Here is a 25,430-nt window from a genome sequence, read left to right as displayed (position 1 = left end):
GGATCAGTTAGAGAACAAATCCTTGACCGGGAACAGGTCATCGTAAACGGGCGCCTGTTTCTGGGCCTTTGCCTGGAAGGATTTCATCATGTCGGTGGGGCGAAACATGCCAGACTGCCAGGTAGCCATGTACTTGAGGCTGTCTTCCACACTGTGATCACGGCTGAAGTTAATCATTTCCTTGCAACCGGTTACCGCCAGGGGCGAATTGGCCGCAATCTGCGCTGCAATGGCCATGACGCCTTCCAGCATCGCTTCCTGGGATTCGTATACCGTGTTTACGAAACCAAGACGATGAGCTTCCTCTGCCCCGAACTTACGCCCGGTGTAGGCCAGTTCCCGCACCACGCCCTCGGGCATCAGCTTGGGCAGGCGCTGCAGGGTGCCCACATCGGCGGTCATGCCCAGTTCGGTTTCCTTGATGGTGAAATAGGCATCGGCGGTGCAGTAACGGCTGTCGGCCGCACACACCAGATCCAGGGCACCGCCAATGCAGCCGCCATGAACCGCTGCCAACACCGGCAAACGCACTCTCTCCAGAGACGTGAGGGTATCCTGCAGCTGTAGCACCACCCGGCGGAGGTTCTCCGCCATCCGGCCCGGATCACCGCTCATGGGCACAGATTTGGGATCGGAGAATACGCCCAGATCCATACCGGCGGAAAAGTGTTTGCCGGTGGAGGAAATCACAATCACTCGGGCATCGGTATTGGCTTCGATGTCCTGCACGCAGCGGGGCAGCTCCAGCCAGAATGCCTTGTTCATGGTGTTCAGGGCATCCGGGCGGCTGAACTGCACGTGGGCAATCTGGTCTTTTACTTCGATATCGAAGCTTTCGTAGTTCGCTAGTTCAGACAAGGTGTGACTCCTTTGATTCTGTCGTTCTTGGATTGTGTTAGTACTGGCTGACAAACAGGGCGGCTGCCAGTGCCAGGCTGAGGAACGCCACGATCAGGTTGATGGTCATTCCCCAGCGGGCGTTATAGCCATTGGGAAATTCTTCCGGGCTCAGGGTTTTCAACACCGCTGCAAACTGGCGGGTGGCGTAAAACGCTGTTGCGGCACCCAGCAGAATGAACAGCATTCCCAACCAATACATGGCCACCAGGTTCATGCTGTTGCCCGTCTCCGGAGCTAATGCCGCCAGCAGCAAACCCGCCCGTTCTACCAGAAAGCCGAAGGCTGTCAGCCCAAGGCTGGTGCGGTTCCAGGCCAGTAGAGTGCGCTCTGCGGCGAACAGTACCCGGGGGTCTTTCAGGTCGGACATGGTGCGGCACGTATCCTCTCGGTAAAAGGTTTCGTATCATCAGGGGGCACATTACCGCGAAACGAGGCATGATGGAATTTACTTTCCTGGGCACATCCGCCGGAACACCAACCCGGTCACGCAATGTCACCGGGCTGGCCCTGAGCCGCTCCGGCCCGAAACCCTGGTACCTGATCGACTGCGGTGAGGGTACCCAGCACCAACTGATGCGCACCCGGTATTCGGTGATGCAGCTACGCGCCATTTTCATCACTCACATCCATGGCGACCACATTTTCGGCCTGCCCGGTCTGCTCACCAGTGCCTCCATGCTCGGCCGCACAGAACCATTGGATATCATTGCGCCGCCACAGGTGCGCCGCTTTATTGATGCCGTGATCGAAAACAGTGATTCGAGCCTGAGCTACCCGCTGAACTTCATCAACTCCGAGGCGCCGGATTTCTACTGGCAAGATGACCATATGGGCGTTACCAACGTGGCGCTCTCCCACCGCGTGGCCTGCCGGGCCTATGTCTTTACCGAAAGAAACCTGGAGCGCCAGCTAAAGCAGGAGAAACTGGCGGCGGACCGCATAGAGGCCGGCCCGGCCTGGGGCGATCTGCAGAAGGGCAAAGACGTGTTGCTGGATGACGGCCGGTTGTTGCGGAGCGATGATTACACGCACATACCCAGAACCGCCCGGCGCATCATTGTGGGTGGCGATAACGACACACCGGAGCTTCTGAAAGAGGCCAGCCAAGGCACTCATGTACTCATCCACGAAGCCACTTATACACAGGACGTGGCCGACCGGGTTGGCCCTTGGCCCCAACACAGCTCAGCCCAACAGGTAGCCCGATTCGCCCAGAGCGCGAAACTGCCTAACCTGGTGCTGACTCATTTCAGCTCACGCTACCAGTCGGTACCTGGTGGCACGCCCCATATTAATCAATTAGCAGCGGAGGCGTTACAGCACTACAGAGGTCACCTGTTTCTGGCCAAAGATTTTGATACCTATCGTTTGGACAAAGACCTGACGCTGAACAAGCTCGATGGCCATTGATTACCCGTTGCCCCCGGGCGGCATCACCACCCATTCCGGGTCTTCAAATTCACCCAAAGGCCGGATCTCCACAAACGGCGCCGCGCTTTTGATGATGTCCATAATCCGGGGGTCCTTGGTTGCGTCCATGGCATCCCGGTCTGCCTTGCTGTCCCAGCTGGCGATGGCAATCAGCTTGTTCGGCTCGCCGATCTTGCGGTGCAGTTCAGTGCCCCGCGCCCCCGGCGCCTGCTGAATCAGCTCGCTGGCTCTTACCCAAGCATCTGCATAATCCTCCGCCGTGTGGCCGTCCTTCACGGTGACTTCAAAAATATACTTCATAAAGCTGCCTCTGATTTGCCGACCTGTCGTTTCATGGTCCAGACTTGAAGACATAAGTTCAAATTCTGAGCAATGGAGACTGAACCATGTACAAAAAAATACTCGTACCTGTGGATCTTTCTCACATGGACAAGATTCCCAAAACCCTGAGCACCGCCATCGACATGGCAAAGCACTATCAGGCAAGCCTGTGCTACGTGACGGTCACCAATAGCACGCCCGGCGCCGCCGCCCACAACCCGAAAGAGCTTGCCGAGAAACTTGCCGGGTTTGCCCATGAGCAAGGCCAAGCCCACGGCATAAAAACGGACGCCAAGGTACTTGAGTCTGCCGATACGGCCGTGGAACTGGATTCCAAGTTACTGGGCGCCATCAAAGATACTGGCGCAGACCTTGTTGTGATGGCATCGCACACGCCCGGACTGGGAGATAAGCTGCACCTGCTGCGTTCTAACGCCGCTGAGATCGTAAAACACAGCGACATTTCGGTTTTCGTGGTTCGCTGATCGTTGAGGTAGACTGGCCAGACACGCCTAGGGAAGTTGTTGATGTCTGCGCCTGTCATTTTTGCTGTCTTTGCCACCACTCTGCTTGCCGGGTCGTTGTTTTACCTGTTTTTCTATCGCACCTGGCGGCGAAAGCGGGAACTGCAGCAGCCCTTCCCCAAACCCTGGCGAAGCTATCTGAAAAAGCAGGTACCCGCCTACAAACGGTTGGCACCGCAGCAAAGGAAGCGGCTTGAGCGCCTGGTGCAGCTGTTTGTCTCAGAGAAGGACTATTACGGCTGCGATGGCTTTGAGGTAGACGACAGAGTACGCGTGACCATCGCTGGCCACGCCTGCCTGCTGATTCTGGAACGGCCGTTTTCAGACTACGACGAGGTGCAGAGTATTCTGGTGTATCCGGACGTCTACCGGGCTCAGGGCACTGAGAGCGACGGCCTGGTGGTAAGCCACAGTGACCAGGTCCGCGCCGGCGAAGCTTCCTCCCGTGGCCAGGTGGTACTGGCCTGGAGCGAGTGCGAAAACGCCATCGCCGAGCCACACAGCCCCCATAACGTGATCCTTCACGAATTCGCCCACCAGCTGGACTACCTGGACGGCACCGCTGATGGCGCACCACCACTGTATGGCGAGCAGGCCCGGAACTGGCAGGAAACCATGACCAAGGCCTGGGACCACCTGCAACATCGGCTGGCACACCACCACAAGCCCTGGCTTGACCCTTACGGCGCCACTGAACCCGCTGAGTTCTTTGCGGTACTGACGGAAACCTTCTTTCAACAGCCGGAGCACCTGCTTGAAGCCCAACCAGATGTCTACAAAGCCCTGTGCGGCTATTATCGGCTGGACCCGAGAGACTTCAGCCGCCAACGCCGTTAACAGCCATCACCCTTTACACCAAGCCGGTCCAGGTACAGGTGCAACTCCTGCTCGCTGATGTTCACATGCTCCAGCACTCGGCCGTAGAGCATCACCGTCGGCACATTGCGGCCACCCAGCTCCTTCTGGGTTTCACTGAGGACGTAAAGTATCGTCCTTTCGGTTTTTGTGAGACCATCCCGCGCATCGGGGATTACCTCGTCTATTCCGCGTAAACTGCTCATATTTCTGAATCCGGTAAGCTGCCCATGGAAATCAAAGTCAATTATCTCGACAACCTGAGGCTTGAGGCCAAATTCGACGATTTCACCGTCGTCTCAGACCAGCCCGTCCGCTACAAGGGCGATGGCTCGGCACCCGGCCCCTTTGATTATTTCCTGGCCTCGTCCGCCATGTGCGCAGCCTACTTTGTAAAGGTTTACTGCAACGCCCGGGATATTCCCACAGATAACATCCGCCTGTCGCAAAACAACATTGTAGACCCGGAAAACCGCTACAAGCAGATTTTCAAGATTCAGGTGGAGCTGCCGGAAGACATTTCCGATAAGGACCGCCAGGGCATCATCCGCTCCATCGACCGCTGCACGGTCAAAAAGGTGGTGCAAACCGGTCCGGACTTCCAGATTGAAGTGGTCGAAAACCTGGACGAAGACGCCCAGGCCCTGCTCACCGCTGCACCGGGCACCGACTCCAGCACCTACATCGAAGGCAAAGACCTGCCCCTGGAAACCACGATTGCCAATATGAGCGGCATATTGGCAGACCTGGGCATGAAAATCGAAATTGCCTCCTGGCGCAACATTGTGCCTCACGTGTGGTCCCTGCACGTGCGCGATACCGCCGCCCACATGTGTTTTACCAACGGCAAGGGCGCCACCAAGGAGGCCGCCCTGTGCTCTGCCCTGGGTGAGTTTATTGAGCGGCTGAACTGCAACTTCTTCTACAACGACCAGTACTTCGGCCAAGACATCGCCAACAGCGAGTTCGTGCATTACCCGAACGAGAAATGGTTCCAGCCCGGCCCGGACGGCGAGCTGCCCGAGGGCATCCTGGACGATTACTGCCTGGAGATCTTCAACCCGGATGGCGAACTGCTCGGTACCCACCTGTTCGACACCAACTCCGGCACACCGGAGCGGGGTATCTGCAGCATTCCCTACGTGCGCCAGTCGGATGGGGAAACCGTGTACTTCCCCTCCAACCTGATCGAGAACCTGTACCTGAGCAACGGCATGAGTGCCGGTAACACCCTGCAGGAAGCCCAGGTACAGTGCCTGTCGGAAATCTTCGAGCGGGCGGTGAAGAAAGAGATCATCGAAAACGAAATCGCCCTGCCGGACGTGCCCGAGAGTGTGCTGACCAAGTACCCGGAGATCGTTGAGGGCATCAAAGCCCTGGAAGAACAGGGTTTCCCGGTACTGGTGAAAGATGCCTCACTGGGTGGTCAGTTCCCGGTGATGTGCGTGACCCTGATGAACCCAAAAACCGGCGGCGTGTTTGCCTCCTTCGGTGCGCACCCCAGCTTCCACGTGGCACTGGAACGCAGTTTGACCGAACTGCTGCAAGGCCGCAGCTTTGAAGGCCTGAACGACCTGCCCGCGCCTACGTTCAACTCCATGGCGGTAACTGAGCCCAACAACTACGTTGAGCACTTTATCGATTCCAGCGGCGTGGTGTCCTGGCGCTTCTTCAGTGCCAGATCCGACTACGATTTTGTGGAGTGGGATTTCTCCGGCACCAACGAAGAAGAAGCCGCCACCCTGTTCGGCATCCTCGCGGACATGGGTAAGGAATGTTACATGGCGGTATTCGAAGACCTGGGCGCTCCGGTGTGCCGCATTCTGGTGCCGGGCTACTCCGAGGTGTATCCGGTGGAAGACCTGGTGTGGGACAACACCAACATGGCGCTGGCATTCCGGGAAGACATCCTGAACCTGCACCGTTTGGATGAAGACGAACTGACCGATCTGGTGCAGCGCCTGGAAGAGGCTGAGCTGGACGTGTACATGACTATCGTCACCCTCACCGGCATCGAGTTTGATGAGAACACCGTGTGGGGCCAGCTGACCATTCTGGAACTGAAACTGCTGATCTACCTGGCGTTGGGCGAACTGGAAGAGGCCCAGGAGCTGGTGGATATGTTCCTGCAGTTCAATGACAACACCGTCGAACGGGGCCTGTTCTATCAGGCCATGAACGCGGCGCTGGAAGCCACGTTGAACGAAGAACTGGAGCTGGATGACTACCTCTACAACTTCCGCCGTATGTTTGGCGATGAGGTGATGAACGCCGTGGTCGGCTCCATTAACGGCACGGTGCGCTTCTATGGCCTGGAGGAAACCGGCATGGACCTGCGCGGCCTGGACCGGCACCTGAAGATGATCGAGAGCTACAAGAAGCTGCATGCGGCCAGGGCCCGCAAAGCCGGGCTCTGACCACAGGCGGTGCCAGCAGGCACCGCTACTCCAGCACCACCGCTTCAAAGCCGCCGTAGATCAGTCGCTTGCCATCAAACGGCATAGGGTTCACATCCGGCTGCAGGCGCGGATCGTCCATGATTCTGGGCATGGCTTTGTCCCTCACTGCGCGGGACGGCCATTCAATCCATGAGAACACGACCGTTTCCTCGGGCTGACACTTCACAGCCATGGGAAACGACGTGACCTTGCCGTCTGGCACGTCATCCCCCCAACACTCCACCATTTTGGTAGCGCCGTATTCCTTGAACACCGCTGCGGCATCGCTGGCGTGCTGGATGTACTTCTGTTTGTTTGCAGTTGGCACGGCGGCCACAAATCCATCGATATAGCTCATAATCTTTCTCCTGATTCAGTCCTTCGGTGGCAGCTCCCGTACCGGCCGCACTTCAATGCTGCCGAAGCGTGCCGGTGGAATCCGGCTGGCCAGGTGCAGGGCTTCGTTCAGGTCTCTGGCCTCGAGCAGGTAAAACCCGGCCAGCTGCTCTTTGGTTTCGGCAAACGGGCCGTCGGATATCAACACGTCACCATTGCGAACCTGCACGGTGGTTGCCGTGTCGGTTGGCTGCAGAGGCTGGCCGGTGACGTAATTTCCCTGTTCGGTCAGCCGCTCTACTCCGGCCACACACTCCTGGTTCAGGTCATGCCACTGCTGATCGGTCATGGCGTTGATAATGCTCTCCTGGTAATACACCAGAGCAACGTATTTCATGGATTACCCTCCTTCTGCCAGTGGGGCAGGATCTGGTTTGAACTGGGTTCGCCCGCTTTGCGCGATAAACGTCTCCTGCGGGGGGTGTTCTACTGTTTAGTCGAGCCAACACCCCGGAAATCGACAGGTCGGGAATATTTTTTCAAACACCGCCAGAAAGGGATTGAAGCCGTCGCTTCAGAAAACGGCGCTCCGGCCCCTGAGTCGCAAGTTCCAGGGCACGCTGGTAGGCAACGATCGCAGATTCGAAATCACCGGCTCTGCGCAACAGGTCGGCACGGGCCGCATGGAACAGGTGGTAGGTCAGGATTTCCTTGTTGCCCAGCAAGCCATCCAGGAGCGCCAGTCCGGCTTCCGGCTCATCCCGCATGGCAACGGCCACAGCGTGGTTAAGTGCTATTACCGGCGATGGGTGTTGGCGATACAGGGCATCGTATAACCGGGCAATTCGCCGCCAATCCGTGTCTTCCGCCCGGCGAGCCTGGGCGTGCACCGCCGCTATGGATGCCTGCAGGGTATACGGAGAGGCCGGCGTTCTCGCCAGTGCCTGCTCCAGCCACTTCAGCCCGAGTTCGATCTGCTTCTGGTCCCACCTTGAACGGTCCTGATCCTCGAGCGTAATCAGATCGCCCTGCTCGTCCTCACGGGCGCTTCGGCGGGAATCGTGCAGTAGCATCAGTGACAACAGGCCGAACACTTCACCCTCGGGAAGCAATCTTGCCAGCACCTCAGCCAGCCGAATGGCCTCGCCCGACAGGCTCACATCCACCAGCGAATCCCCATCGCTCCGGGAATAGCCCTCGTTAAACACCAGGTAAATGACCCGAAGCACCCCGGGCAAGCGCTCGGAAAGCTGCCTCGGTTCCGGCACCTCGTAGGGAATCCCCGCCTCACGGATCTTCTTCTTGGCTCGTACAATCCGCTGGGCCAGGGTGGCCGGCTTTTGCAGAAGGGCGCTGGCTACCTGCTCTGTGGTCAGGCCGCACATTTCCCGGAGGGTTAGCGCAACTCGTGCATTCAACGATAACGCCGGGTGGCAACAGATAAACAGCAACCGAAGCTGGTCGTCTTCGATACCCTCTGGAGCGGCAGCTTCAGAGTTTTCTTCGTCTACCGCCATCAGATGCGAATAGCGCCTGGCGGTCTGACCCCGGCGGATATGATCAATGCCCTTGTGATGGCCGGCCCGGATCAGCCAGGCAACCGGATTATCCGGATGCCCTTCTTCAGGCCACTGGCGCACAGCAGCGGCAAACGCCTCCTGCATGGCTTCCTCGGCCAGTTCAAAGTCGCCTAACAAACGAATAAGGGTAGCCAGCACCTGCCGGGAATGCTGATGGTATAGTTGGCCGATTGCCGGATAGTCTGATGACATTGATTGCACACTGCCGTCCATTGCCTTGAGCGAAGGAAACACCACACATCATTTGATAGCATGGCACATAGATTTTTCCATGCAGGAAGCATTAACAAATGGCAACGCGAATCACCCTACATTACTGCACCGGCTGTAACTGGATGCTGAGATCCACCTGGATGGCCCAGGAACTCCTCACCACCTTCGACGGCATGGTCGACGAACTTACCCTGAAACCCGGCACCGGCGGCATCTTCGAAGTCTGGGTAAACGACACCCGTATCTGGTCCCGCAAGGAACAGGGAGGTTTCCCGGACATCAAGCAATTGAAGCAATTGGTGCGGGATCAGATAGCGCCGGAGCACTCCCTCGGGCATTCAGACAAACCAGCGTAATTCAGGCCAGGGAGGTTAACGGTGGAGCTTCTTGGGAACCCACCACAGGAAAAAAGCCATCCCGAAAAGCTCCACCAGGGATTGAAACACCACCACAACGACGGCCAGCTCATACGAGGCGGGTAATGACAGCGCCAGTGGGAGGACGACAAACGAATTCCGGCTGCCAAAGCTGAACGCCAACACCCTGCCCTGCTTGACCGGTAACCGCGCAACCCTGGCGACGACCACCGACAACATCCCGGCAGCCAGCAAGAATGCGGCAAAGAGCAGCAATAGCCAGGGAAGAATTCCAACCGACGCCAAGACCAGATTCACTTGCGCGGCTGCAATACAGAAGACCACCAGGGCCAACAACGGTACCGGCAGCCAACCAAGAGCTATCACAACAGATTGCCGGTTTTTGCTCCGCGCCACCCAGGTTTCCGTCAGATAAGCCGCAATCAAGGGCGCGACTATCAACCCGACGAATGCCAGTATCAACTCCTGCTGGGCCACACTGGCGGTGATCTCTGTGCCCAGGAACAACCACACGTAAAATGGCAACAGCAGCAGCTGGAGCAAAAGGCTAATGGGCGTGAACGCAATGGCACTTCTGGTGTCACCGCCCCCCAGATGGGTAAAGGTGATAAACCAGTCAGTACAGGGCACCAACAAGACCAGCAACAGACCCAACTGGAGAGCTGGAATAGCCGGGCCAAGCGCCATTAATCCCCAGACGATGCACGGTAGCAAAAGAAAGTTGCCAATCACCGCCGCGAACATATATCGAGGCGCTGCAAACGCATCCCGCAGGCGCACCAGAGGCACCTGGGTAAAAGTCGCGTAGAGCAAAGAGCCCAGTAGAGGCCAAAGAATCCATTCCAGACGCCCACCAAGGTCGGGCACCCACACTCCCACCAAAAGGCCCAGGCAGATAGCCATCAGATAGATAAAGACCTGATACTCTTCCATCACTTCACGGGCCAACAGTAAAGCCTCCTGGTTCAACAGTCACGATCAGTGCAACACTCATGTGCGCTACCAGAAACAACAACATTAAGGATCTCACCATGCCCCGCATCGCCTTCCTGTTACTGAGCGTCCTCCTGATTTCCGCCTGCAGCCCTTCCGGCACCGACAGGCCGCCGGCATCCGGAACCCTGACACCCGAAGCGCTTGACCGCCATGGCGAAGAATTCCGGGAAGACGTGATTGAAGTCACCGACGGCGTTTACGTTGCCGTTGGCTTCGGCATCGCCAATTCCATCATGATCGAAGGCGATGATGCCGTCACGATTGTCGACACCATGGAATCCCTGGAAGCGGCGGAACGAATCGCCAAGCGCTTCAGGGCAATCACTGACAAGCCAGTGCGGGCCATTATCTATACCCACTCGCATCCAGACCATATCCATGGGGCGCCAGCTTTTATCAACAACGGCGACCCGGTCGAAATTTATGCTCACCACTCTCTGGAGAAAGCAGTCGACCAGACCGTGAGTGTACTCCAGCCCATCATCACCCAGCGTTCTTTTCGTATGTACGGCAGCCGGCTGCCCGATGCCGACCGAACCAATGTGGGTATCGGCCCCTTTGTGGATTTACAGGAACACAGCACCCTGCAGATTCTGCGACCGACTCAGACCTTTCAAGACGAGCTGAGCATTACCGTAGGCGGTGTGGAGATGATACTCAAGCACGCACCTGGCGAGACCGACGACCAGGTGGTGGTGTGGCTACCAAAACAGAAAGTGCTGCTGCCGGGCGACAACTTCTACCGCGCCTTTCCCAACCTCTACACCATTCGCGGCACCAGCTACCGCGACCCGAAAACCTGGGCTGACAGCCTGGAAATGATGAGGGATCTGGAGCCGGAATATTTGGTACCCGGCCACTCACGCCCGGTGACAGGCAAAGCGGAGATCCGCAAGCACCTGACCGACTACCGGGATGCTATTCGCTACGTTTATGATCAGACCATCCGAATGATGAATGCCGGCAAAACCCCTAGTGAAATCGCTCATGAAATCCGTCTGCCACCCCGCCTGGCACGGTCCCCGTTCCTGCAGGAGTTTTATGGCAAACCGGAGTGGTCTGCCCGTATGGTCTTTGGCGGAACACTTGGCTGGTTCGATGGCAACCCCAGCAATCTGCACCCTACGCCACCCGGAGAAAAAGCCAAGCGCATGGCCCAACTGGCCGGCGGTGAAGATGCATTGATGACTGCTGTGGAGAAGGCTGCCAATAACGAAGACCATCAATGGGTGCTGGAGCTGACGGACTATGTGCTGCGGCTGAGTCCGGAACACCAGGCCGCCACAGAGCATCGCATTCTCGCCTTGCATGCCCTGGCGTCAGCCGAAACCAATCCCGGAGCCCGCCATTACTACCTGACCTCCGCCGCCGAATTGGCGGGCGACATCATCCTGCCACTGATGGCGGTAACTCCCAACGATACGATGCTTGAAGGCATTCCCATCAGGGCCTTCTTCGACGGTATGAGTGTCAACCTTGAAGGTGAAGCCGCATGGGACATCTATCAATCCGTCGTGTTTGAGTTTCCCGACCTGGAGCAGAGCTTCACGCTCACGGTGAGAGGTGGCGCGTCAGAACTCCGGAAGGGCGTCTCGGAAGATGCCAGCATCCATGTGCGCATTGACAGCCTCGACTTCAAGCGGATGCTTGCCGGCATCCGCAACCCCGCATTGGCCATTCTGTCGGATTTTGAGTATGTCAAAGGGGGGCGGATTGGCTTTACCCGGTTTATTCAGCTGTTTGAGCCGAATCTGGAAACCTGATTCAACGCAGAACAGTAACCACCAGGTCACCGCAGACAGAGGCAGGCACCATTTACCTGGAGCGTGGCGTAAAGTCAGTGATGATGCATCCCGGAATGGTCCATTGCCTTTTCTTTGCCGTCCAGGGGATGCACCTCCAGCTCTACGGCCATGCCCTCAGCACCGTCAAAAGCCAATTCCACAGGAATGAACTCACCCTCCGCCAATGGCTGGGTGAGCTGTTCCAACATCAGATGGTAGCTGTGAGGTTTCAATTCAACCGTCTCCCCGGCGGGAATCACGAGACCGCCTTTGACAGGGCTCATGCGCATCACGCCGTCGTGCATGTGGGTTTCGTGGATCGACACGTTACCCGCCCGGGGTGATTGGGCACTGGTGAGGGTGACATCCTGATTACCGTGATTACTGATGATCATGTAACCCACGCCCATGGGCGTGCCCGGGGGGGTTGGTCGGCTCCAGGGGTGCTCTATGTGAATGTCGCCCTGGCTGTAATCGTGAGCCAGGACAGGAGCAGCCAGTGTCGCGGCAGCCAACAGGAGGCCGACGTTGAATAAATGTGTGCGTTTCATGGGTACTAACTCTGTTGTTATGTGGTCTTGAAGTCTTTTCGAAGTAAGTGTTGCCATCACTTGCCGTGATGGCAAGTGTGTTTTAACCCGTTTTCATCAAATAGTGTTGGCTGGTCACGATGCGTTATTCAGGGCCTGGACCATCGCCCCCAGAAACCGCGAGGCTTCTCCGCCGGTTGCCGCCCGATGGTCGAAGGTAAGCGACAGCGGCAGGATGCGACGAATGGTCGCAGTGCCGTTATGTGGCACAACCTTATCCCGGATTCGCCCAGCCCCCACGATGGCCACTTGTGGCGGGCTGACAATAGGGTTGGCGTACTGGCCGGTCATAGTTCCGAAATTGGACAGGGTAATGGTGGCGCCCTGCATCTCTTTCGGCGGTATCTTGCGGGTGGCTACCGCCTCGCGCAGGTTCTCCAGGCCCTGGCGCAGGTCCTTCTGGCTACGATGGGTAATGTCCCGCAACACCGGCACAAACAGGCCGTCCGCAGTGTCTACGGCGATGCCCACATGCACCTCGTTCAGGAGTTGCCGGCTCAGGTTGTCGCCATCAAACCAGCAATTCAGTTCCGGCACAGTTTCGCAGGCCTTGCCGATGGCCTGCACCAGGCGCATGGTGATGTCGGTGCCCTTTTTCCAGTCACCGATATCCACGTCCTCAAAGATAGACACCGGCACTACCTGGGCGTGGGACAACGCCATGTTCTTGGCCATGGTGCGACGGGTGCCGCGCAGGGGGGCGGCGTCGCCCAGTTGTTTCTGGTGGCTGGCCTGTTTGTGCACGTCGTCAGTGGTGATCAGACCACCCGGGCCGCTGCCCTTGATGGATTCCAGGCCAACCCCCAGTCGTTCTGCCAGTGCACGCACTCCGGGTGTGGCGCGATTGGCCCGGGCCCGCTTGCTGGAAGGGGCCGCACCGACGATAAACTGATCTTGCTGCGCGCCGTTGCCATCGCCTTTTCCGGATGATTTCAGTTCCCCCACCACAGTGCCTGTGTCGTCACCCTCTCCTTCAAAAGCCAGCAAGGGTTCGCCGGTGTGAATGATGTCCCCGGGCTCGCCATAAAGTTTGGCAATGGTACCGGCCTGGGGCGACGGCACTTCAACGATGGCTTTGGCGGTTTCGACGCTGACCAGTACCTGGTCCACATCCACCGTGTCACCCACCTTGATGTGCCATTCGACGATTTCGGCTTCGGGGAGGCCTTCGCCCAGGTCTGGGAGTTTGAAGTTTTTCATGGTTATCCTCCTAGAGCGCGATCACCTGTTCGACGGCTTTAACGATGTCTTCCACCTGCGGAAGATAATACTGCTCGTTTCGGTAGTAAGGCATGATGGTGTCGTACCCGGTGACTCGCACCACCGGGGCCTGAAGGTCCAGGAAGGCGCCTTCGGCAATGGAGGCAGCCACCTCCGCACCAACACCGCCATTACGGCAGGCTTCGTGGATGATCACGGCCCGGCCGGTTTTGGCCACCGAGCTCAGCAGGGTTTCCCGATCCAGTGGGCTGACGGTGGCGACGTCGATCACCTCGCAGCTGACGCCCTGCTCCGACAGTTTGTCGGCCGCCTGCAGGGTTTCCTGCACACAGGCACCCCAGGTAATCAGAGTGACATCATCTCCCTCCCTCAGGGTGAAACAAGTGTCCAGCGGTAACCCTTCGCCGTCATCTTTCACACTTTGGGTGACGGCCCGGTAAATACGCTTGGGCTCAAGGAAGACCACCGGGTCCGGATTGCGGATGGCCGCCAGTAGAAGGCCATACGCCCGTTGCGGTGAACTTGGAATGACCACCCGCAGGCCGGGGATGTGGGCAAACAGGGCTTCGGTGCTTTCGGAATGGTGTTCCGGGGCGTGGATGCCGCCCCCGAATGGAGCGCGGAATACCAGCGGGCAATGCAGCCGGCCCCGGGTGCGGTTACGCATGCGGGCGGCGTGGCTGATGATCTGCTCCATACCGGCGTAGATAAACCCCATAAACTGAAATTCCGCCACCGGCCTCAAACCCTGAGTGGCCATACCGATAGCCGTGCCTGCAATCAGGTTTTCCGCCAGGGGTGTATCCATCACCCGCTTGAAGCCAAACGCTTCTTTCAGACCAACGGTGGCCCGGAACACGCCACCATTGGTGGCAATATCTTCGCCCAGCACCACCACGTTAGCATCATCTGCCATCGCCCGGTGCAAGGCCATATTGACGGCTTCCACCAGAGTGACATCTCTTGTATATCCAACAACCTGCGCCTTGCTCATACGTCACCTTCCCGGTATTTAGTGGCAATCTGCTCACGCTGTTGTTGCAGCGCGGCGGGGAGGGCTTCAAACAGATAATCCAGCATGACAGTGGGCGGCTCGGCCTCGGTGGCCAGGTAGGATTCAACGGCCTTTTCTACGGTTTGCTTGCACTCAGCCTGCAGGGCTTTTTCTTGATCCGGGCTCCACAAAGCGTTGTCATGCAACCAGTTTTGCAAGCGCTTGATGCCATCTTTTTCCCAGGCACGTTTGAGATCCTCCGCGGTTCGGTAGCGGGTAGCATCATCGGCGGTGGTGTGATCGCCCAGGCGATAGGTAACGGCTTCAATCACCGTCGCACCTTTGCCCGCATGGGCCCGCTCAATGGCAGCATCCATGGCTTCAACCGCCGCAAAATAGTCGTTACCATCGACAATGTGGCCCGGCAATCCGGCGCTGATGGCTTTCTGCGCAATGGTCTCCGCGCCGCTTTGCAGGCTACGCGGCGTGGAAATCGCCCATTGGTTATTGATCACTACAAATACAACGGGCAAATGCCAGGCACCGGCCAGATTAATGCTCTCCAGAAAGTCGCCTTTTGATGTGCCTCCATCACCAATACAACACACCACAGCCCGGCTCTGATCCCGGATCTTCATGGCCGCCGCCACGCCCATCGCATGACAACATTGGGTGGCAATCGGCACGGATATTGGTAGGTCTTCCGGGCAATTCTTCCAGGCGCTTCCACGCTCATCGCCACCCCAGTAAAGCAGCAATTCAGTCAGGCTCACGCCCCGCAAAATATGACTAGCCTGATCCCGGTAATAGGGCACGAACACGTCAGATTTCGCCATGCTCTGACCAATGGCTGTGCCCACCACCTCGTGCCCCAGCACAGACGGATAGGTACCGCATTTTCCAGTGCGTTGCAGCGCAATGGCTTTGGCATCGAAGGTGCGTGTCAGCACCATATTTCGATAGGCATCCAACACTCTGTCAATGTTCTCGGCCTGCGGTGGCAGTTCCGCAAGTGGTCTGCCGTGGTCATCCAGATAGCGGGTGCTATCCACATGGAATTCGTGGATTCGTCTCATTCCATCCTCCTGTCCCCCGGCCTCGGGATAAAAGCCTGGCTGCACAGACAACCTGCTTGTGGCGGGCAGCGGCAGCGTTGGGGTGGTTGGCACTCTGTTTAAGGTTTAGTCGAAGGTCCACGAATGATCAAAGGAACTTTACCGGCGGGCGCCTGACAATACGTTCACCCCCGGTTCTTGTTGGTCATGGTTTACTGAAGCTACAATCAACCAACAAGCCACGGGCAACAACGTCATCAGGAGATGAGTAATGAATGTCATGTCGGTACTGAATCAGATCATGGGTCAGGCTCAGGGTGGCCAATCCCAGAGCGGCGGCGGAATGGATGTAAAGGGCCTCATGGGAGGTTTAGGCAACCAGCTTTCTGGCAGCAAAGGTGGCAGCAGCGGGGTTGACGTGAAAAGCCTGTTGGGCGGCGGCGCCCTGGGCCTGATGCTGGGTTCTAAACGCGGCAGGAAAATGGGAGGCACTGCGCTCAAATACGGGGCCCTGGCTGGCGTTGGCGCGCTGGCTTACAAGGCTTACCAAAATTATCAGAACAACGCCCAGGGGGTACCGCAACAAGCGCCCACCCAACAAGGGCGACCTCTGGAACAGCTTCAAGGTGCTGACCAGGAGAGGCGAGGACTGGAAATACTCCAGGCCATGATCATGGCCGCCAGGGCCGATGGCCACATAGACGCCAATGAACGGGCTTTGCTCACTCAGGAAATCGAGAAATTAGGACCAGACGACGAATTACACGCCTGGATTCAGCAACAGTTTGACGGCCCCCTGGATGCGCAAGCCCTCGCCAGAAACTCCGATTCGCCACAAGCAAGCCGTGAAATCTATGTCGTCAGCGCGGTGATGATCAACGACCAGAACCCAATGGAGCGGGCCTGGCTTGACCAACTCGCCGCAGCCCTGAAGCTCGACCCCCGTCTGGCTAAGGAGCTGGAACAGCAGGTGCAGGCTTTAGAGGCCTAACTATCCGCGGTTAAAAGAGACAGGCTTAGGGAATCTGGGCAGAAGCCTGTTTCTACCCGATATCGAACACATCAAGTACTTGGCATATAACTTAGTCGTGCCAGTGTTCACCAGAATTCTTTCGGCTGAGCAACCAGTATGTGATACCCAGAGCCAGCGTGGTTGCGGCAATACCCAGCAGGTACATGGGAGTAAGCGTATCGAAATCCAGAACAATGACCTTCCGGGAAATCGCCATCAGTGCCGTAGCAACCACCAGCTGAACCGGGAACACATTGGTGCCCAAATAAAGCCGGATGTTGATGAAAATCTCCACCGCAATCAGCACCGCCATGAAGGCACCGAAGGTGAAGAAGATATCGTTGATATCCAACAGCAGAAAAGGTGGCGTCAGCAGGCGTTCGTAAATGATATACACTACATCACCCACGCCCCACAGGATTACCGCCACCATCAGCACCGCGAGCACCCTTATGGCAAAGCGAATAACCCGGTGCAGCCCCCGGAAGAAAGGGTCGGGGAAATCAATCGGCAGCTCCTGATGAAGTTCATGATTCCGGGCAGATTGCTCCGGCAAAACGTCCTTTTCTTTATCCACCATGGCACCGCTCCTGTGCTGCCGATGACGACGGGAATCAGGCTTTCTTCACAAACTCCGACTTGAGTTTTATAGCACCAACACCGTCAATCTTGCAATCAATATCGTGATCGCCATCCACCAGGCGAATGTTCTTGACCTTGGTGCCTACCTTAACCACCAGACTGGACCCCTTAACCTTCAAGTCCTTGATCACAGTGACCGTATCACCATCCTGAAGTTCATTACCGTTGGAATCCCGAACCACCTTACCGGCCTCGGCCTCAGCCTGTTCCGCCGCGCTCCACTCATGCCCGCACTCGGGGCAAACCAGCTGAACGCCGTCTTCATAGGTGTATTCAGAATTGCACTGGGGGCATGGGGGCAATTGAGACATTATCATTTCCTGTTAATTAAATGAGCACAGGATTATACCACTACCGCCCGGGAGACACCCTCGCAAGAACGGTCGGATTCTCCGACAGCGGCAACGCCAGAATCACCCCCTCATTGGAAGCCGGAAAAACCCCGGTCAGCGCCGTCACATTCACCTGATGCGACACCAAAATCACCGCCGCCCCCGGCTCAAGCTCATTCACCAACGCAATCGTTTGCCGCGTTTGGGTATCGCCATCACCTCGATTCCGAAAAAACGAATTCAACGCCGGCCACCCCGTCACCTCACCCATCTCCATTTCCCGAGCCGTATCCAGACACCGACACCACTGACTGGAAAACACCCTGGCCTCGGCAATACCCCGAGACTCCAGAAACGGCTTCCACGAACGCGCTTGCTCCCGCCCAACCGAATTGAGATTGCGCTGTGTGCTGCAATCCTCCAGATCAAACCCGCCGGGATCGCCGGTACCTGGCGCCAAAGCATGGCGCATCATCAACACCGCTCGGCCTTCGCGCAGGGCGGTCCAGGCCTGATCCTCAGAGGCAATACTATTAGCAGGCAGCAGGCCCAAGATAATGAAGATGCAGGTCAACGTGGCTTTCATAGTCCCAACCTCAAAGTCATTAGAAATCCGCGGAGGTACTGACAACTCTCATTGGCGTGGTTAGAGATAGCTTCCAAAAAATCTCGAAGGCCAGGGACGGCCTGAGAGAAGCGCACATGGATGTGCTCGTAGCGGTTTTTTGGAAGCTATCTCTAACCGCGCCTATCGCCAAACCCAGACGGCATGGAAGTAAATACGCGACCCAAATCTAACAAGCTCACCCGATGAACAGTTAAAATGCACCAACGACAAGCCAACAAAGGAACACCAAAATGCCAATCTGGGTCGACGCCGACGCCTGCCCCGTCCCCATCCGGGAAATTCTCTGCCGCGCCGCCACCCGCTGGCAAATCCAGACCACCTTCATCGCCAACCACGCCATCACCCTGCCGCCGAGCCCCTACATCAGCCGCCGCCAGGTACCCCAGGGCTTTGACGTCGCCGACAACGAAATCATGGACCAGATGACCAAAGGCGACCTGGTCATCACCCAGGATATCCCCCTGGCTGCTGAAGCCATCGAAAAAGGCGCCGACGTTTTTAACCCCAGAGGCCAGGCCTTCACCAAGGAAAACATCCGCCAGCGCCTGGCCATGAGAAACTTCATGGAAGAGATGCGCAACGCCGGGCAAGTCACCGGCGGGCCCGCCCCCTTCGGCCAGGCAGACCGCAAAGAATTCGCCGATCAACTGGACCGCTGGCTGCAACGCAACGGCCGAAGGTGATAATGATTCTATTTTAACTCAGTCAAAAATCCGCTAACCTTCCCGCCTTCAGTGAGATCAGCCACGGCGAGAAGGAAGCGGAACATGGCCACAAGCAGCCAACACACCAGCAGCTTTGCGGCACTCGGCCGCCTGTTGCGTTATGCCCGGGGTTATCGTCGGCGGATCATCGCCGCCACCACCTGCTCCGTGATCAACAAACTGTTTGATATTGCCCCCGAAATCCTGATTGGCGTGGCCATCGATGTGGTTGTGAACCAGGAACAGAGCTTTGTCGCCCGGCTTGGGTTTGAGACCGCCCAGCAACAGATCACCATCCTGGCGGTACTGACCTTTTTCATCTGGGCGGGCGAATCCCTGTTCGAATACCTGTACCAGATCCTCTGGCGCAATCTGGCCCAACGCCTGCAGTCGGATCTTCGGCAAGACGCCTATGAGCACGCCCAGCGTCTGGATATGAGCTTCTTTGAAGCTCGAAGCTCCGGGCAGCTGGTTGCCACCATGAATGACGACGTTAACCAGCTTGAGCGTTTTCTCGATGGGGGTGCCAACGCCATGATTCAGGTGGTGGTCACTGTGGTCGCGGTGGGTGCCGTGTTCTTTGTGTTGTCCCCGCTGATTGCCCTGCTGGCGTTTACACCGATCCCCCTGATTATCTGGGGCGCCTTCTATTTCCAGCGTAAAGCCGGGCCGCTGTACGCCGATGTGCGCGAGAAAGTTGGTGATTTGTCCAGCCGTCTTGCCAATAACCTCGGCGGTATTGCCACCATCAAAAGCTTTACCGCGGAACTGCGTGAAGCTCGCCGACTGAAACAGGCCAGCGAGGCCTATGTGGAGGCCAACCGGCAAGCCATCCGTATCAGTTCAGCGTTCATACCCGTGATTCGCATGGCCATTCTCGCCGGCTTTCTGGCGACCTTTACAGTCGGTGGCATGATGGCATTGAACGGCGACCTCAACGTCGGTGCCTACGGCGTGCTGGTATTCCTGACCCAACGCCTGCTCTGGCCCCTGACGGGCCTCGCTGAGGTTATTGACCTGTTCGAGCGCGCCATGGCCAGCACCCGACGAATTCTCGATCTGCTGGCAGAACCGGTCAACGTTCGGGACCAGGCTGGCAAAGACCTTGAACAACCGGTTCAGGGCAGCGTGGCGTTTGACCAGGTGGGCTTTCACTATGCCAGTAGCGGTGCTGGTGTTAACGGCATCAGCCTGGAGGTACCCGCCGGCAATACCCTGGCCTTGGTGGGCGCAACCGGCTCTGGCAAATCAACCCTGATCAAACTGCTGTTGCGATTCTATGACCCCACCCACGGCGAGATCCGCCTGGATGGTCAGGCTATTCGGAACGTGAGCCTGAAATCCCTGCGGGACGCCATCGGTCTGGTCAGCCAGGATGTCTACCTGTTTGAAGGCAGCATTCGCGACAATCTGGCCTACGGTAAGCCCGACGCCACCGATGAAGAGATTATCGAAGCGGCCCGAACAGCAGAGGCCTGGTCGTTCATCAGCCAGTTACCCCAGGGCCTGGATACTCCGGTTGGCGAACGCGGGGTACGCCTCTCCGGCGGCCAGCGCCAAAGACTGTCTCTGGCCCGTGCGCTGTTGAAAGATCCTCCGGTTCTGGTACTCGATGAAGCCACCAGCGCCGTGGACAACGAAACCGAAGCGGCAATTCAGCGTTCGCTCCGGCGCATTGGCCACAACCGAACCGTGATCATGATCGCCCACCGATTGTCGACCATTGTTGACGCGGACAACATCGCGGTGATCGACGGAGGCCAGGTGGTCGAACAAGGCGACCACAAGACACTGCTGGCGCTAAACGGCGCCTACGCTGCGCAATGGCGCGTTCAAACCGGCCAGGTGAACAATGCTGACACCTGATATACATTGATAGTAATTCGCATTTAGATTATCCTGCCCGCCAAAGCCAAGGGAGAGTCTGAATGCCAGCGTTTTTTGAAGTCGACCAACTGGCGGTTCGCCTGGGTGACACCGCCATATTGCACAATGTCAGCCTGGCGTTTCAGGAAGGCGAGGTAACGGCGCTGCTCGGTCATAACGGCTCGGGCAAATCCACCTTGTTGAAGACCCTGGCCCGGCAGATATCGCCCTCCCACGGCGAAGTCCTGCTCCATGGCCAGTCTTTCCGGGCTACAGGTGCCCGAGCATTCGCAAGAACCGTGGGCTACCTGCCACAACATCCCCCGGCAACCGACGGACTCACAGTGAGAGAGCTGGTCGCACTCGGACGCTATCCCTGGCGCGGCCCCCTCGGCCGTTACACTGCCGGCGACCAGACACTGATTGATCAGGCCATCCATGACACCGGCCTGGCACGATTCGCTGGCCGCGCGGTCGACACCCTGTCGGGTGGCGAGCGGCAACGGGCCTGGATAGCCATGTTGCTGGCCCAGCAAACCCGCTGCCTGCTGTTGGATGAACCCATTTCCGCCCTGGATGTGAAGCACCAGGTGGAGACCCTGCGCCTTGTCCACCGCCTTGCCGAGGAGCGGGAACTGACCGTCATTGTGGTATTACACGATGTGGATCTCGCGGCCAGATTCTGCGACCGCCTCGTGGCCCTGAAGGCCGGACAGGTTGTGGCGGATGGAACGCCCAATGAGATTATGGACAGTGGCATATTGGAATCCATCTACGGCGTCGCCATGGGTGTAATGGAACGGGCGCCCGGCCAGTGGGTGTCTTATGTGCACTGAACAACGGGCTTACCGCCCACTGGCGTATCTCTGCTTACTTGCATTGATGATCAGCCAACCCGCGCACCCCGGAACCTGGAGCCACGAAAATGGCTCAATCACCCTGCCCCGGCCGCCTGAGCGCATCGTTGCCCTCAACTGGGCCGCAACCGAGGCGCTTTTGCTATTGGGGGTGACCCCGGTGGGCGTGGCAGACCGGGACGGCTATAGCGCCTGGGTCCAGGCCCCGGAATTACCCGGCGGCATTGCCAATGTTGGTACCCGGGTCGCTCCCAGCCTGGAAGCGATTGCCGAGCTGAAGCCAGACCTGATTGTCACCAGTGCCGAAATGGCGCCTGCGGCCGAATTACTGGAACGCATTGCCCCCACCTACGTCATCAGCGTCTACAAAGAGGGCTCCGCCCCCTTCGCCAAAGCCCGGGAAATGCTGACCACGCTTGGCGAGATGCTGAACCTCGAACACCAGGCCGAGGCTATCCTTACGGATATTGACCAAACTCTCGAGGAGCAACGCACCCGCCTGGCCGAGGCCGGCATGAATCAGCAGCCGGTGGCCCTGGTCAACTTTCTGGATGACCGACATGTTCGTATCTACGCGCACAACGGCCTATATCAGACCACCCTCAAAGCCTTGGGGCTGCGCAATGCATGGCCACACGAGGGTAACTATTGGGGGTTCTCTGTGGTTGGCCTGGAGGCCATTGCGCCCTACCACGACAGTCGTATCGTTGTCATTTCACCCACCCTGCCCGGGCTCTCGGATCACCTGGCAGGCAGTCCCTTCTGGACCTATCTGCCGCCCGTCAAGCGAAACCAGGTTTATCAAATTGAGCCGGTGTGGCCATTCGGCGGGGTGTACCCGGTAAAACGCCTGGCGATCTTGCTGGCTGATGCCCTGTTGGAGGGAGGCCGCAACAATGTTCGCTGACTCGGCACGCGTACCTGCAACCGCCCCGTCCCTCCCCAGAAGACTTCCGGTTGCCATTGCCCTGCTCTGGCTTGTCGCCCTGGCGGCCAGCTCCCTTCCCTGGCTGGGCCAGATGACACCAGGCGAGCTGTTCGCGGCGTTCTGGAGCTATACCGAAGATCATTACCCATCTGTGCTCGCTCACTACAGCTGGGCCCCCAGGGTCTCAATAGCCGTTCTGATCGGCTGCGGACTGGGCCTGGCAGGCGCTGTTACTCAGCAAATCCTTGGCAACCCCCTGGCCTCGCCCACCACGCTGGGCGTGGAAGCCGGCGGGCAGTTCGGGGTGACCATTGCCACCCTTTTTGTACCGGGTTTGCTGGCCTTCAGCCCCGACCTTGCCGCCGTGGCGGGTGGCCTTCTGGCCATTGGCCTGGTGATCGCGCTGACATGGCGCCTGGGCTTTTCACCGGTCACCGTCATTCTGGCGGGGCTGGTGATTACCTTCTTCCTCGGCGCCATGAACATGGCCTTTCTTCTGCTCAAAGGCGAATGGCTGGGCAACCTGTTCATCTGGGGTGCAGGCTCACTGGTCCAGAATAACTGGGGGCCCTTCCTGGAGTTGCTGCCGCGAGTACTGATTCTGGCGATTGCCATGCTGATGTTGATGCGGCCACTGGCACTGCTGCAACTGGGGCAGGCTTCGGCTTCGGCACTCGGGGCCAAGGTTGCGCTGGTTCGGGGCGGCGCCCTGATTCTGGTGGTGCTGATGAGTTCCGTGGTGGTCAGCCGGGTAGGTGTGGTGGCATTCGTGGGGCTGGCCGCCCCGGTGCTGGCCAAGCTACTGGGCGCCCGCACGCTGGGTGAGAGACTGCTTTGGAGCACGATCACCGGCGGCGGGCTCTTGCTGCTGGCAGACACCCTGGCGCACTGGGCAACAACCCTGGGTAACGGCTCCATTGTGCCCACCGGCACCACCACCGCCCTGATCGGCGGCCCCATTATCCTGATGGCATTGCAGGGCATTCGAAACACTCACCATATGCCCGGAGCAGATTCGAGCCCGGCCGGGTTCATGCCCACCCGCAAGCCAACAGTTCTGATCGCCGGCATTCTAATGGCGCTGCTGGTGCTTACCATCGCTGTGTCCATGGCTTGGTCGCCCGGCCTGAGTTCCTGGAACTGGACACCGGTTTCGAACTGGAGCGATGCCTGGGTGTGGCGTGGCCCCCGGCTGATGGCGGCCATTCTTGCCGGCATGGCTCTGGGCATGGCCGGCACCCTGATACAGCGCATGACCGGCAACCCCATGGGCAGCCCGGAATTACTGGGTATTAGCGGTGGTGCGGCTTTAGTGATGGTGGTCCTGGTGCTCACCGGCCTCGACATCGGCCGTGGCGGCCAACTGGTCGGAGCCACTGCGGGGGCCGCTGCTGCATTGGGCCTGTTGATTCTGCTGGCCCGCCGTCATCGCTTTGCCGGCAACCAACTGTTGTTGGGCGGGCTGGCGCTTTACGTCTTTATGGATGCCGGGTTGAGGCTGGTAATGGCTTCCGGGGGAACCGTTGCGTCGCGACTGCTGAACTGGATGTACGGCTCCACCTGGTTGGTGTCTGAACCGGAAGCCATTGGTTTGCTGGCACTTGTGCTGGGGCTTGGAGCACTGCTTTCGCTGGTTATACGACCGCTTACCCTTTTGCCTCTGGGGGATTCGGCCGCATCATCACTGGGGCTGCCGGTTGCGCGGGCCCGGCTTCTGCTCCTGCTTATGGCTTCGGTACTCACTGCAGCCGCCACCGTGGTGATCGGCCCGCTGAGCTTTGTTGGGCTGATCGCACCCCATCTTGCCAGGGTGCTGGGCCAGCAAACGGTGGGGCGTCAGCTTGTGGTTGCGGCGCTGGCAGGCGGATTGCTGCTGGCCATCGCCGATTATCTGGCGCGGGTCGTCGTGTTTCCCAACCAGTTGCCATCCGGGCTATTAGCGGCCCTGGTGGGCGGCCTGTACTTTCTCTGGGGATTGAGCCGCCATGGCCGTCACTGAGGTTTGTGGTGATCCCTGGCTGGCCAGTTATCGCCATCTGTTAACCGGACATGGCCTGAGCCCACAGAACACCCTGAACAGCGCACTGGCTCAAGACGCCGGGCAGCGCCCTGCGCTGTTTTCCCTGGCACAGGTTCTGGCTAAGCCGGAGCTGCTGGAAAATCAGCTGCTGGAGGATTATCCGGACGCGTGCCGCCCCAGGATGCACAAGGCCCGCGTGTCGGTGCTACACCAGAGCTTGGCTTTGCAGGTCATCGCCCCCCGGGTGCTACAGCTGTTCCGGGATGGAGTCTGCGCCCCCCTGAACCCCGATCGAATTTTCCTGTGCCCGCTGGAACTCGCTGACGCGCCGTCTCGCTGGGTTAACTTGAATGACGGCCAGACACCCCTGGCGCCCGGGGCATTTATTGAGATAACCGCTGATCAGATGCAGGCGTGGTATCCGGTCTTCCGGCAGTCTTTCGGGGTCAGTCCCGGCGCCTACTGGAGCAGTGTTGGCTTGGCACTGGGTGCACCATTTTCCGCGGTCTGGAATCAGGTGGACCCGGAAGCGCTCTGCGCCCTGGCCACCAGCTGGCTGGCCCGGTTTGAGTGTGAGGCAAACAGATACATCGACTGGATACCGGCTGAATTCAGCCAACAGCGCTGTGCACTGCCTCAACGGCGAGGCTGCTGCCTGAAGTACCTCTTACCCGACGGCGGATACTGCGGGACTTGCGGGATCTACCGTCGCGACCGCATGGGCAACGTCAGGGAATCAGCATCAGACAAGCCAGGGCCACCGACATAACACTGATGGCAGACACCGCAATTTTCAGCCCTTCCCGTACTTCATGCTCCATAGCCA

28 protein-coding genes are annotated in these 25,430 nt (G+C 58.4%); 13 read left to right on the top strand and 15 right to left on the bottom strand.

The features are described 5' to 3' along the window. Window positions 1-3: 3 nt before the first annotated feature. Window positions 4-858, bottom strand: a complete 855-nt coding sequence (locus RVM24_RS01685; RefSeq protein WP_374813256.1) for a crotonase/enoyl-CoA hydratase family protein — start codon at window positions 856-858, stop codon at window positions 4-6. 37 nt (window positions 859-895) lie between these two features. Continuing rightward, on the bottom strand, window positions 896-1,267 hold the full coding sequence (locus tag RVM24_RS01680) for a YidH family protein (RefSeq protein WP_058090609.1): 372 nt from the start codon (window positions 1,265-1,267) through the stop codon (window positions 896-898). Between the two features lie 71 nt (window positions 1,268-1,338). Here RVM24_RS01680 and RVM24_RS01675 point away from each other — a divergent pair, with 71 nt between their 5' ends. Continuing rightward, window positions 1,339-2,310 (top strand): ribonuclease Z, encoded by a 972-nt coding sequence (locus RVM24_RS01675; protein ID WP_374813358.1) that lies wholly within the window; start codon window positions 1,339-1,341, stop codon window positions 2,308-2,310. On the opposite strand, the gene RVM24_RS01670 is transcribed toward RVM24_RS01675, so the two are convergent. Beyond that, complete coding sequence (locus RVM24_RS01670; protein WP_374813255.1) at window positions 2,311-2,631, bottom strand: antibiotic biosynthesis monooxygenase family protein; 321 nt, start codon at window positions 2,629-2,631, stop codon at window positions 2,311-2,313. 86 nt (window positions 2,632-2,717) lie between these two features. On the opposite strand from RVM24_RS01670, the gene RVM24_RS01665 reads away from it, so the two are divergent. Next, entirely contained in the window at window positions 2,718-3,137 is a 420-nt protein-coding gene (locus tag RVM24_RS01665; protein WP_374813253.1) for a universal stress protein, read from the top strand. Between the two features lie 42 nt (window positions 3,138-3,179). Beyond that, window positions 3,180-4,013, top strand: a complete 834-nt coding sequence (locus RVM24_RS01660; RefSeq protein ID WP_374813251.1) for a zinc-dependent peptidase — start codon at window positions 3,180-3,182, stop codon at window positions 4,011-4,013. Here the strand turns inward: RVM24_RS01660 and RVM24_RS01655 are convergent. Then, the gene (locus RVM24_RS01655; protein ID WP_138437715.1) at window positions 4,010-4,237 is read right to left on the bottom strand and encodes a hypothetical protein; all 228 of its coding nucleotides are present in this window, start codon (window positions 4,235-4,237) and stop codon (window positions 4,010-4,012) included. The two genes, RVM24_RS01660 and RVM24_RS01655, sit on opposite strands and share 4 nt — an antisense overlap. A gap of 24 nt (window positions 4,238-4,261) precedes the next feature. On the opposite strand from RVM24_RS01655, the gene RVM24_RS01650 reads away from it, so the two are divergent. Then, window positions 4,262-6,448 (top strand): OsmC domain/YcaO domain-containing protein, encoded by a 2,187-nt coding sequence (locus RVM24_RS01650; RefSeq protein WP_431474860.1) that lies wholly within the window; start codon window positions 4,262-4,264, stop codon window positions 6,446-6,448. A 25-nt stretch (window positions 6,449-6,473) separates the two neighbouring features. On the opposite strand, the gene RVM24_RS01645 is transcribed toward RVM24_RS01650, so the two are convergent. The 3 genes from RVM24_RS01645 to RVM24_RS01635 form a co-directional block, all read right to left on the bottom strand. Further along, window positions 6,474-6,827, bottom strand: a complete 354-nt coding sequence (locus RVM24_RS01645; protein WP_061333341.1) for a DUF1428 domain-containing protein — start codon at window positions 6,825-6,827, stop codon at window positions 6,474-6,476. 15 nt (window positions 6,828-6,842) lie between these two features. Next, on the bottom strand, window positions 6,843-7,202 hold the full coding sequence (locus RVM24_RS01640; RefSeq protein WP_374787264.1) for a YciI family protein: 360 nt from the start codon (window positions 7,200-7,202) through the stop codon (window positions 6,843-6,845). Between the two features lie 142 nt (window positions 7,203-7,344). Further along, window positions 7,345-8,577: an RNA polymerase sigma factor gene (locus RVM24_RS01635; RefSeq protein WP_431474859.1), complete on the bottom strand. Its 1,233-nt coding sequence runs from the start codon at window positions 8,575-8,577 to the stop codon at window positions 7,345-7,347. A gap of 98 nt (window positions 8,578-8,675) precedes the next feature. Between RVM24_RS01635 and RVM24_RS01630 the strand changes: the two genes are divergently transcribed. Continuing rightward, window positions 8,676-8,954, top strand: a complete 279-nt coding sequence (locus RVM24_RS01630; protein ID WP_106693606.1) for a SelT/SelW/SelH family protein — start codon at window positions 8,676-8,678, stop codon at window positions 8,952-8,954. A gap of 15 nt (window positions 8,955-8,969) precedes the next feature. Here RVM24_RS01630 and RVM24_RS01625 read toward each other — a convergent pair whose 3' ends face one another. Then, a complete protein-coding gene (locus RVM24_RS01625; protein WP_431474858.1) occupies window positions 8,970-9,923 on the bottom strand; it encodes an arsenic resistance protein in 954 nt (317 codons plus the stop codon). A gap of 83 nt (window positions 9,924-10,006) precedes the next feature. Between RVM24_RS01625 and RVM24_RS01620 the strand changes: the two genes are divergently transcribed. Next, complete coding sequence (locus tag RVM24_RS01620; RefSeq protein WP_431474857.1) at window positions 10,007-11,734, top strand: alkyl sulfatase dimerization domain-containing protein; 1,728 nt, start codon at window positions 10,007-10,009, stop codon at window positions 11,732-11,734. Between the two features lie 74 nt (window positions 11,735-11,808). Here the strand turns inward: RVM24_RS01620 and RVM24_RS01615 are convergent, their stop codons facing one another. The 4 genes from RVM24_RS01615 to pdhA all read right to left on the bottom strand — a co-directional run bounded on the left by RVM24_RS01615 (window position 11,809) and on the right by pdhA (window position 15,636). Continuing rightward, window positions 11,809-12,306, bottom strand: a complete 498-nt coding sequence (locus RVM24_RS01615; RefSeq protein ID WP_061333345.1) for a copper chaperone PCu(A)C — start codon at window positions 12,304-12,306, stop codon at window positions 11,809-11,811. A 114-nt stretch (window positions 12,307-12,420) separates the two neighbouring features. Continuing rightward, the gene (locus RVM24_RS01610; protein ID WP_431474856.1) at window positions 12,421-13,545 is read right to left on the bottom strand and encodes a dihydrolipoamide acetyltransferase family protein; all 1,125 of its coding nucleotides are present in this window, start codon (window positions 13,543-13,545) and stop codon (window positions 12,421-12,423) included. Between the two features lie 10 nt (window positions 13,546-13,555). Beyond that, the gene (locus RVM24_RS01605; RefSeq protein WP_431474855.1) at window positions 13,556-14,560 is read right to left on the bottom strand and encodes an alpha-ketoacid dehydrogenase subunit beta; all 1,005 of its coding nucleotides are present in this window, start codon (window positions 14,558-14,560) and stop codon (window positions 13,556-13,558) included. Further along, window positions 14,557-15,636: a pyruvate dehydrogenase (acetyl-transferring) E1 component subunit alpha gene (gene pdhA / locus RVM24_RS01600; protein ID WP_061333348.1), complete on the bottom strand. Its 1,080-nt coding sequence runs from the start codon at window positions 15,634-15,636 to the stop codon at window positions 14,557-14,559. Before pdhA ends, RVM24_RS01605 begins: the two co-directional genes overlap by 4 nt. Window positions 15,637-15,886: 250 nt before the next feature. Between pdhA and RVM24_RS01595 the strand changes: the two genes are divergently transcribed. Then, a complete protein-coding gene (locus RVM24_RS01595) occupies window positions 15,887-16,606 on the top strand; it encodes a tellurite resistance TerB family protein (RefSeq protein ID WP_061333349.1) in 720 nt (239 codons plus the stop codon). Between the two features lie 91 nt (window positions 16,607-16,697). Here RVM24_RS01595 and RVM24_RS01590 read toward each other — a convergent pair whose 3' ends face one another. The 3 genes from RVM24_RS01590 to RVM24_RS01580 are packed head-to-tail and all read right to left on the bottom strand — an operon-like array spanning window position 16,698 to window position 18,187. Continuing rightward, a complete protein-coding gene (locus RVM24_RS01590) occupies window positions 16,698-17,207 on the bottom strand; it encodes a phosphate-starvation-inducible PsiE family protein (protein WP_061333350.1) in 510 nt (169 codons plus the stop codon). A gap of 34 nt (window positions 17,208-17,241) precedes the next feature. Further along, window positions 17,242-17,580 carry a zinc ribbon domain-containing protein YjdM gene (locus RVM24_RS01585; protein ID WP_431474854.1) on the bottom strand — a complete coding sequence of 113 codons (339 nt, stop codon included), beginning with the start codon at window positions 17,578-17,580 and terminating at the stop codon, window positions 17,242-17,244. Window positions 17,581-17,620: 40 nt separating this feature from the next. Further along, window positions 17,621-18,187: a histidine phosphatase family protein gene (locus tag RVM24_RS01580; RefSeq protein ID WP_286920518.1), complete on the bottom strand. Its 567-nt coding sequence runs from the start codon at window positions 18,185-18,187 to the stop codon at window positions 17,621-17,623. Between the two features lie 272 nt (window positions 18,188-18,459). On the opposite strand from RVM24_RS01580, the gene RVM24_RS01575 reads away from it, so the two are divergent. The 6 genes from RVM24_RS01575 (at window position 18,460) to RVM24_RS01550 (ending at window position 25,373) form a co-directional block, all read left to right on the top strand. Beyond that, complete coding sequence (locus RVM24_RS01575) at window positions 18,460-18,912, top strand: YaiI/YqxD family protein (protein ID WP_106693594.1); 453 nt, start codon at window positions 18,460-18,462, stop codon at window positions 18,910-18,912. Window positions 18,913-18,996: 84 nt separating this feature from the next. Further along, complete coding sequence (locus RVM24_RS01570; protein WP_286254250.1) at window positions 18,997-20,799, top strand: ABC transporter ATP-binding protein; 1,803 nt, start codon at window positions 18,997-18,999, stop codon at window positions 20,797-20,799. Window positions 20,800-20,861: 62 nt separating this feature from the next. After that, window positions 20,862-21,635, top strand: a complete 774-nt coding sequence (locus RVM24_RS01565; protein ID WP_106693593.1) for an ABC transporter ATP-binding protein — start codon at window positions 20,862-20,864, stop codon at window positions 21,633-21,635. Further along, complete coding sequence (locus tag RVM24_RS01560; RefSeq protein ID WP_106693591.1) at window positions 21,625-22,563, top strand: iron-siderophore ABC transporter substrate-binding protein; 939 nt, start codon at window positions 21,625-21,627, stop codon at window positions 22,561-22,563. Before RVM24_RS01565 ends, RVM24_RS01560 begins: the two co-directional genes overlap by 11 nt. Then, the gene (gene fhuB / locus RVM24_RS01555; protein ID WP_431474853.1) at window positions 22,553-24,583 is read left to right on the top strand and encodes a Fe(3+)-hydroxamate ABC transporter permease FhuB; all 2,031 of its coding nucleotides are present in this window, start codon (window positions 22,553-22,555) and stop codon (window positions 24,581-24,583) included. Before RVM24_RS01560 ends, fhuB begins: the two co-directional genes overlap by 11 nt. After that, window positions 24,570-25,373, top strand: a complete 804-nt coding sequence (locus RVM24_RS01550) for a (2Fe-2S)-binding protein (protein WP_286254244.1) — start codon at window positions 24,570-24,572, stop codon at window positions 25,371-25,373. Before fhuB ends, RVM24_RS01550 begins: the two co-directional genes overlap by 14 nt. Window positions 25,374-25,430 lie beyond the last annotated feature (57 nt).

Origin of the sequence: Marinobacter sp. KM021 (genome assembly GCF_050707965.1) — a bacterium.
Lineage (GTDB): Bacteria > Pseudomonadota > Gammaproteobacteria > Pseudomonadales > Oleiphilaceae > Marinobacter > Marinobacter shengliensis.
This window is presented reverse-complemented; position numbering and strand designations above follow the sequence as displayed.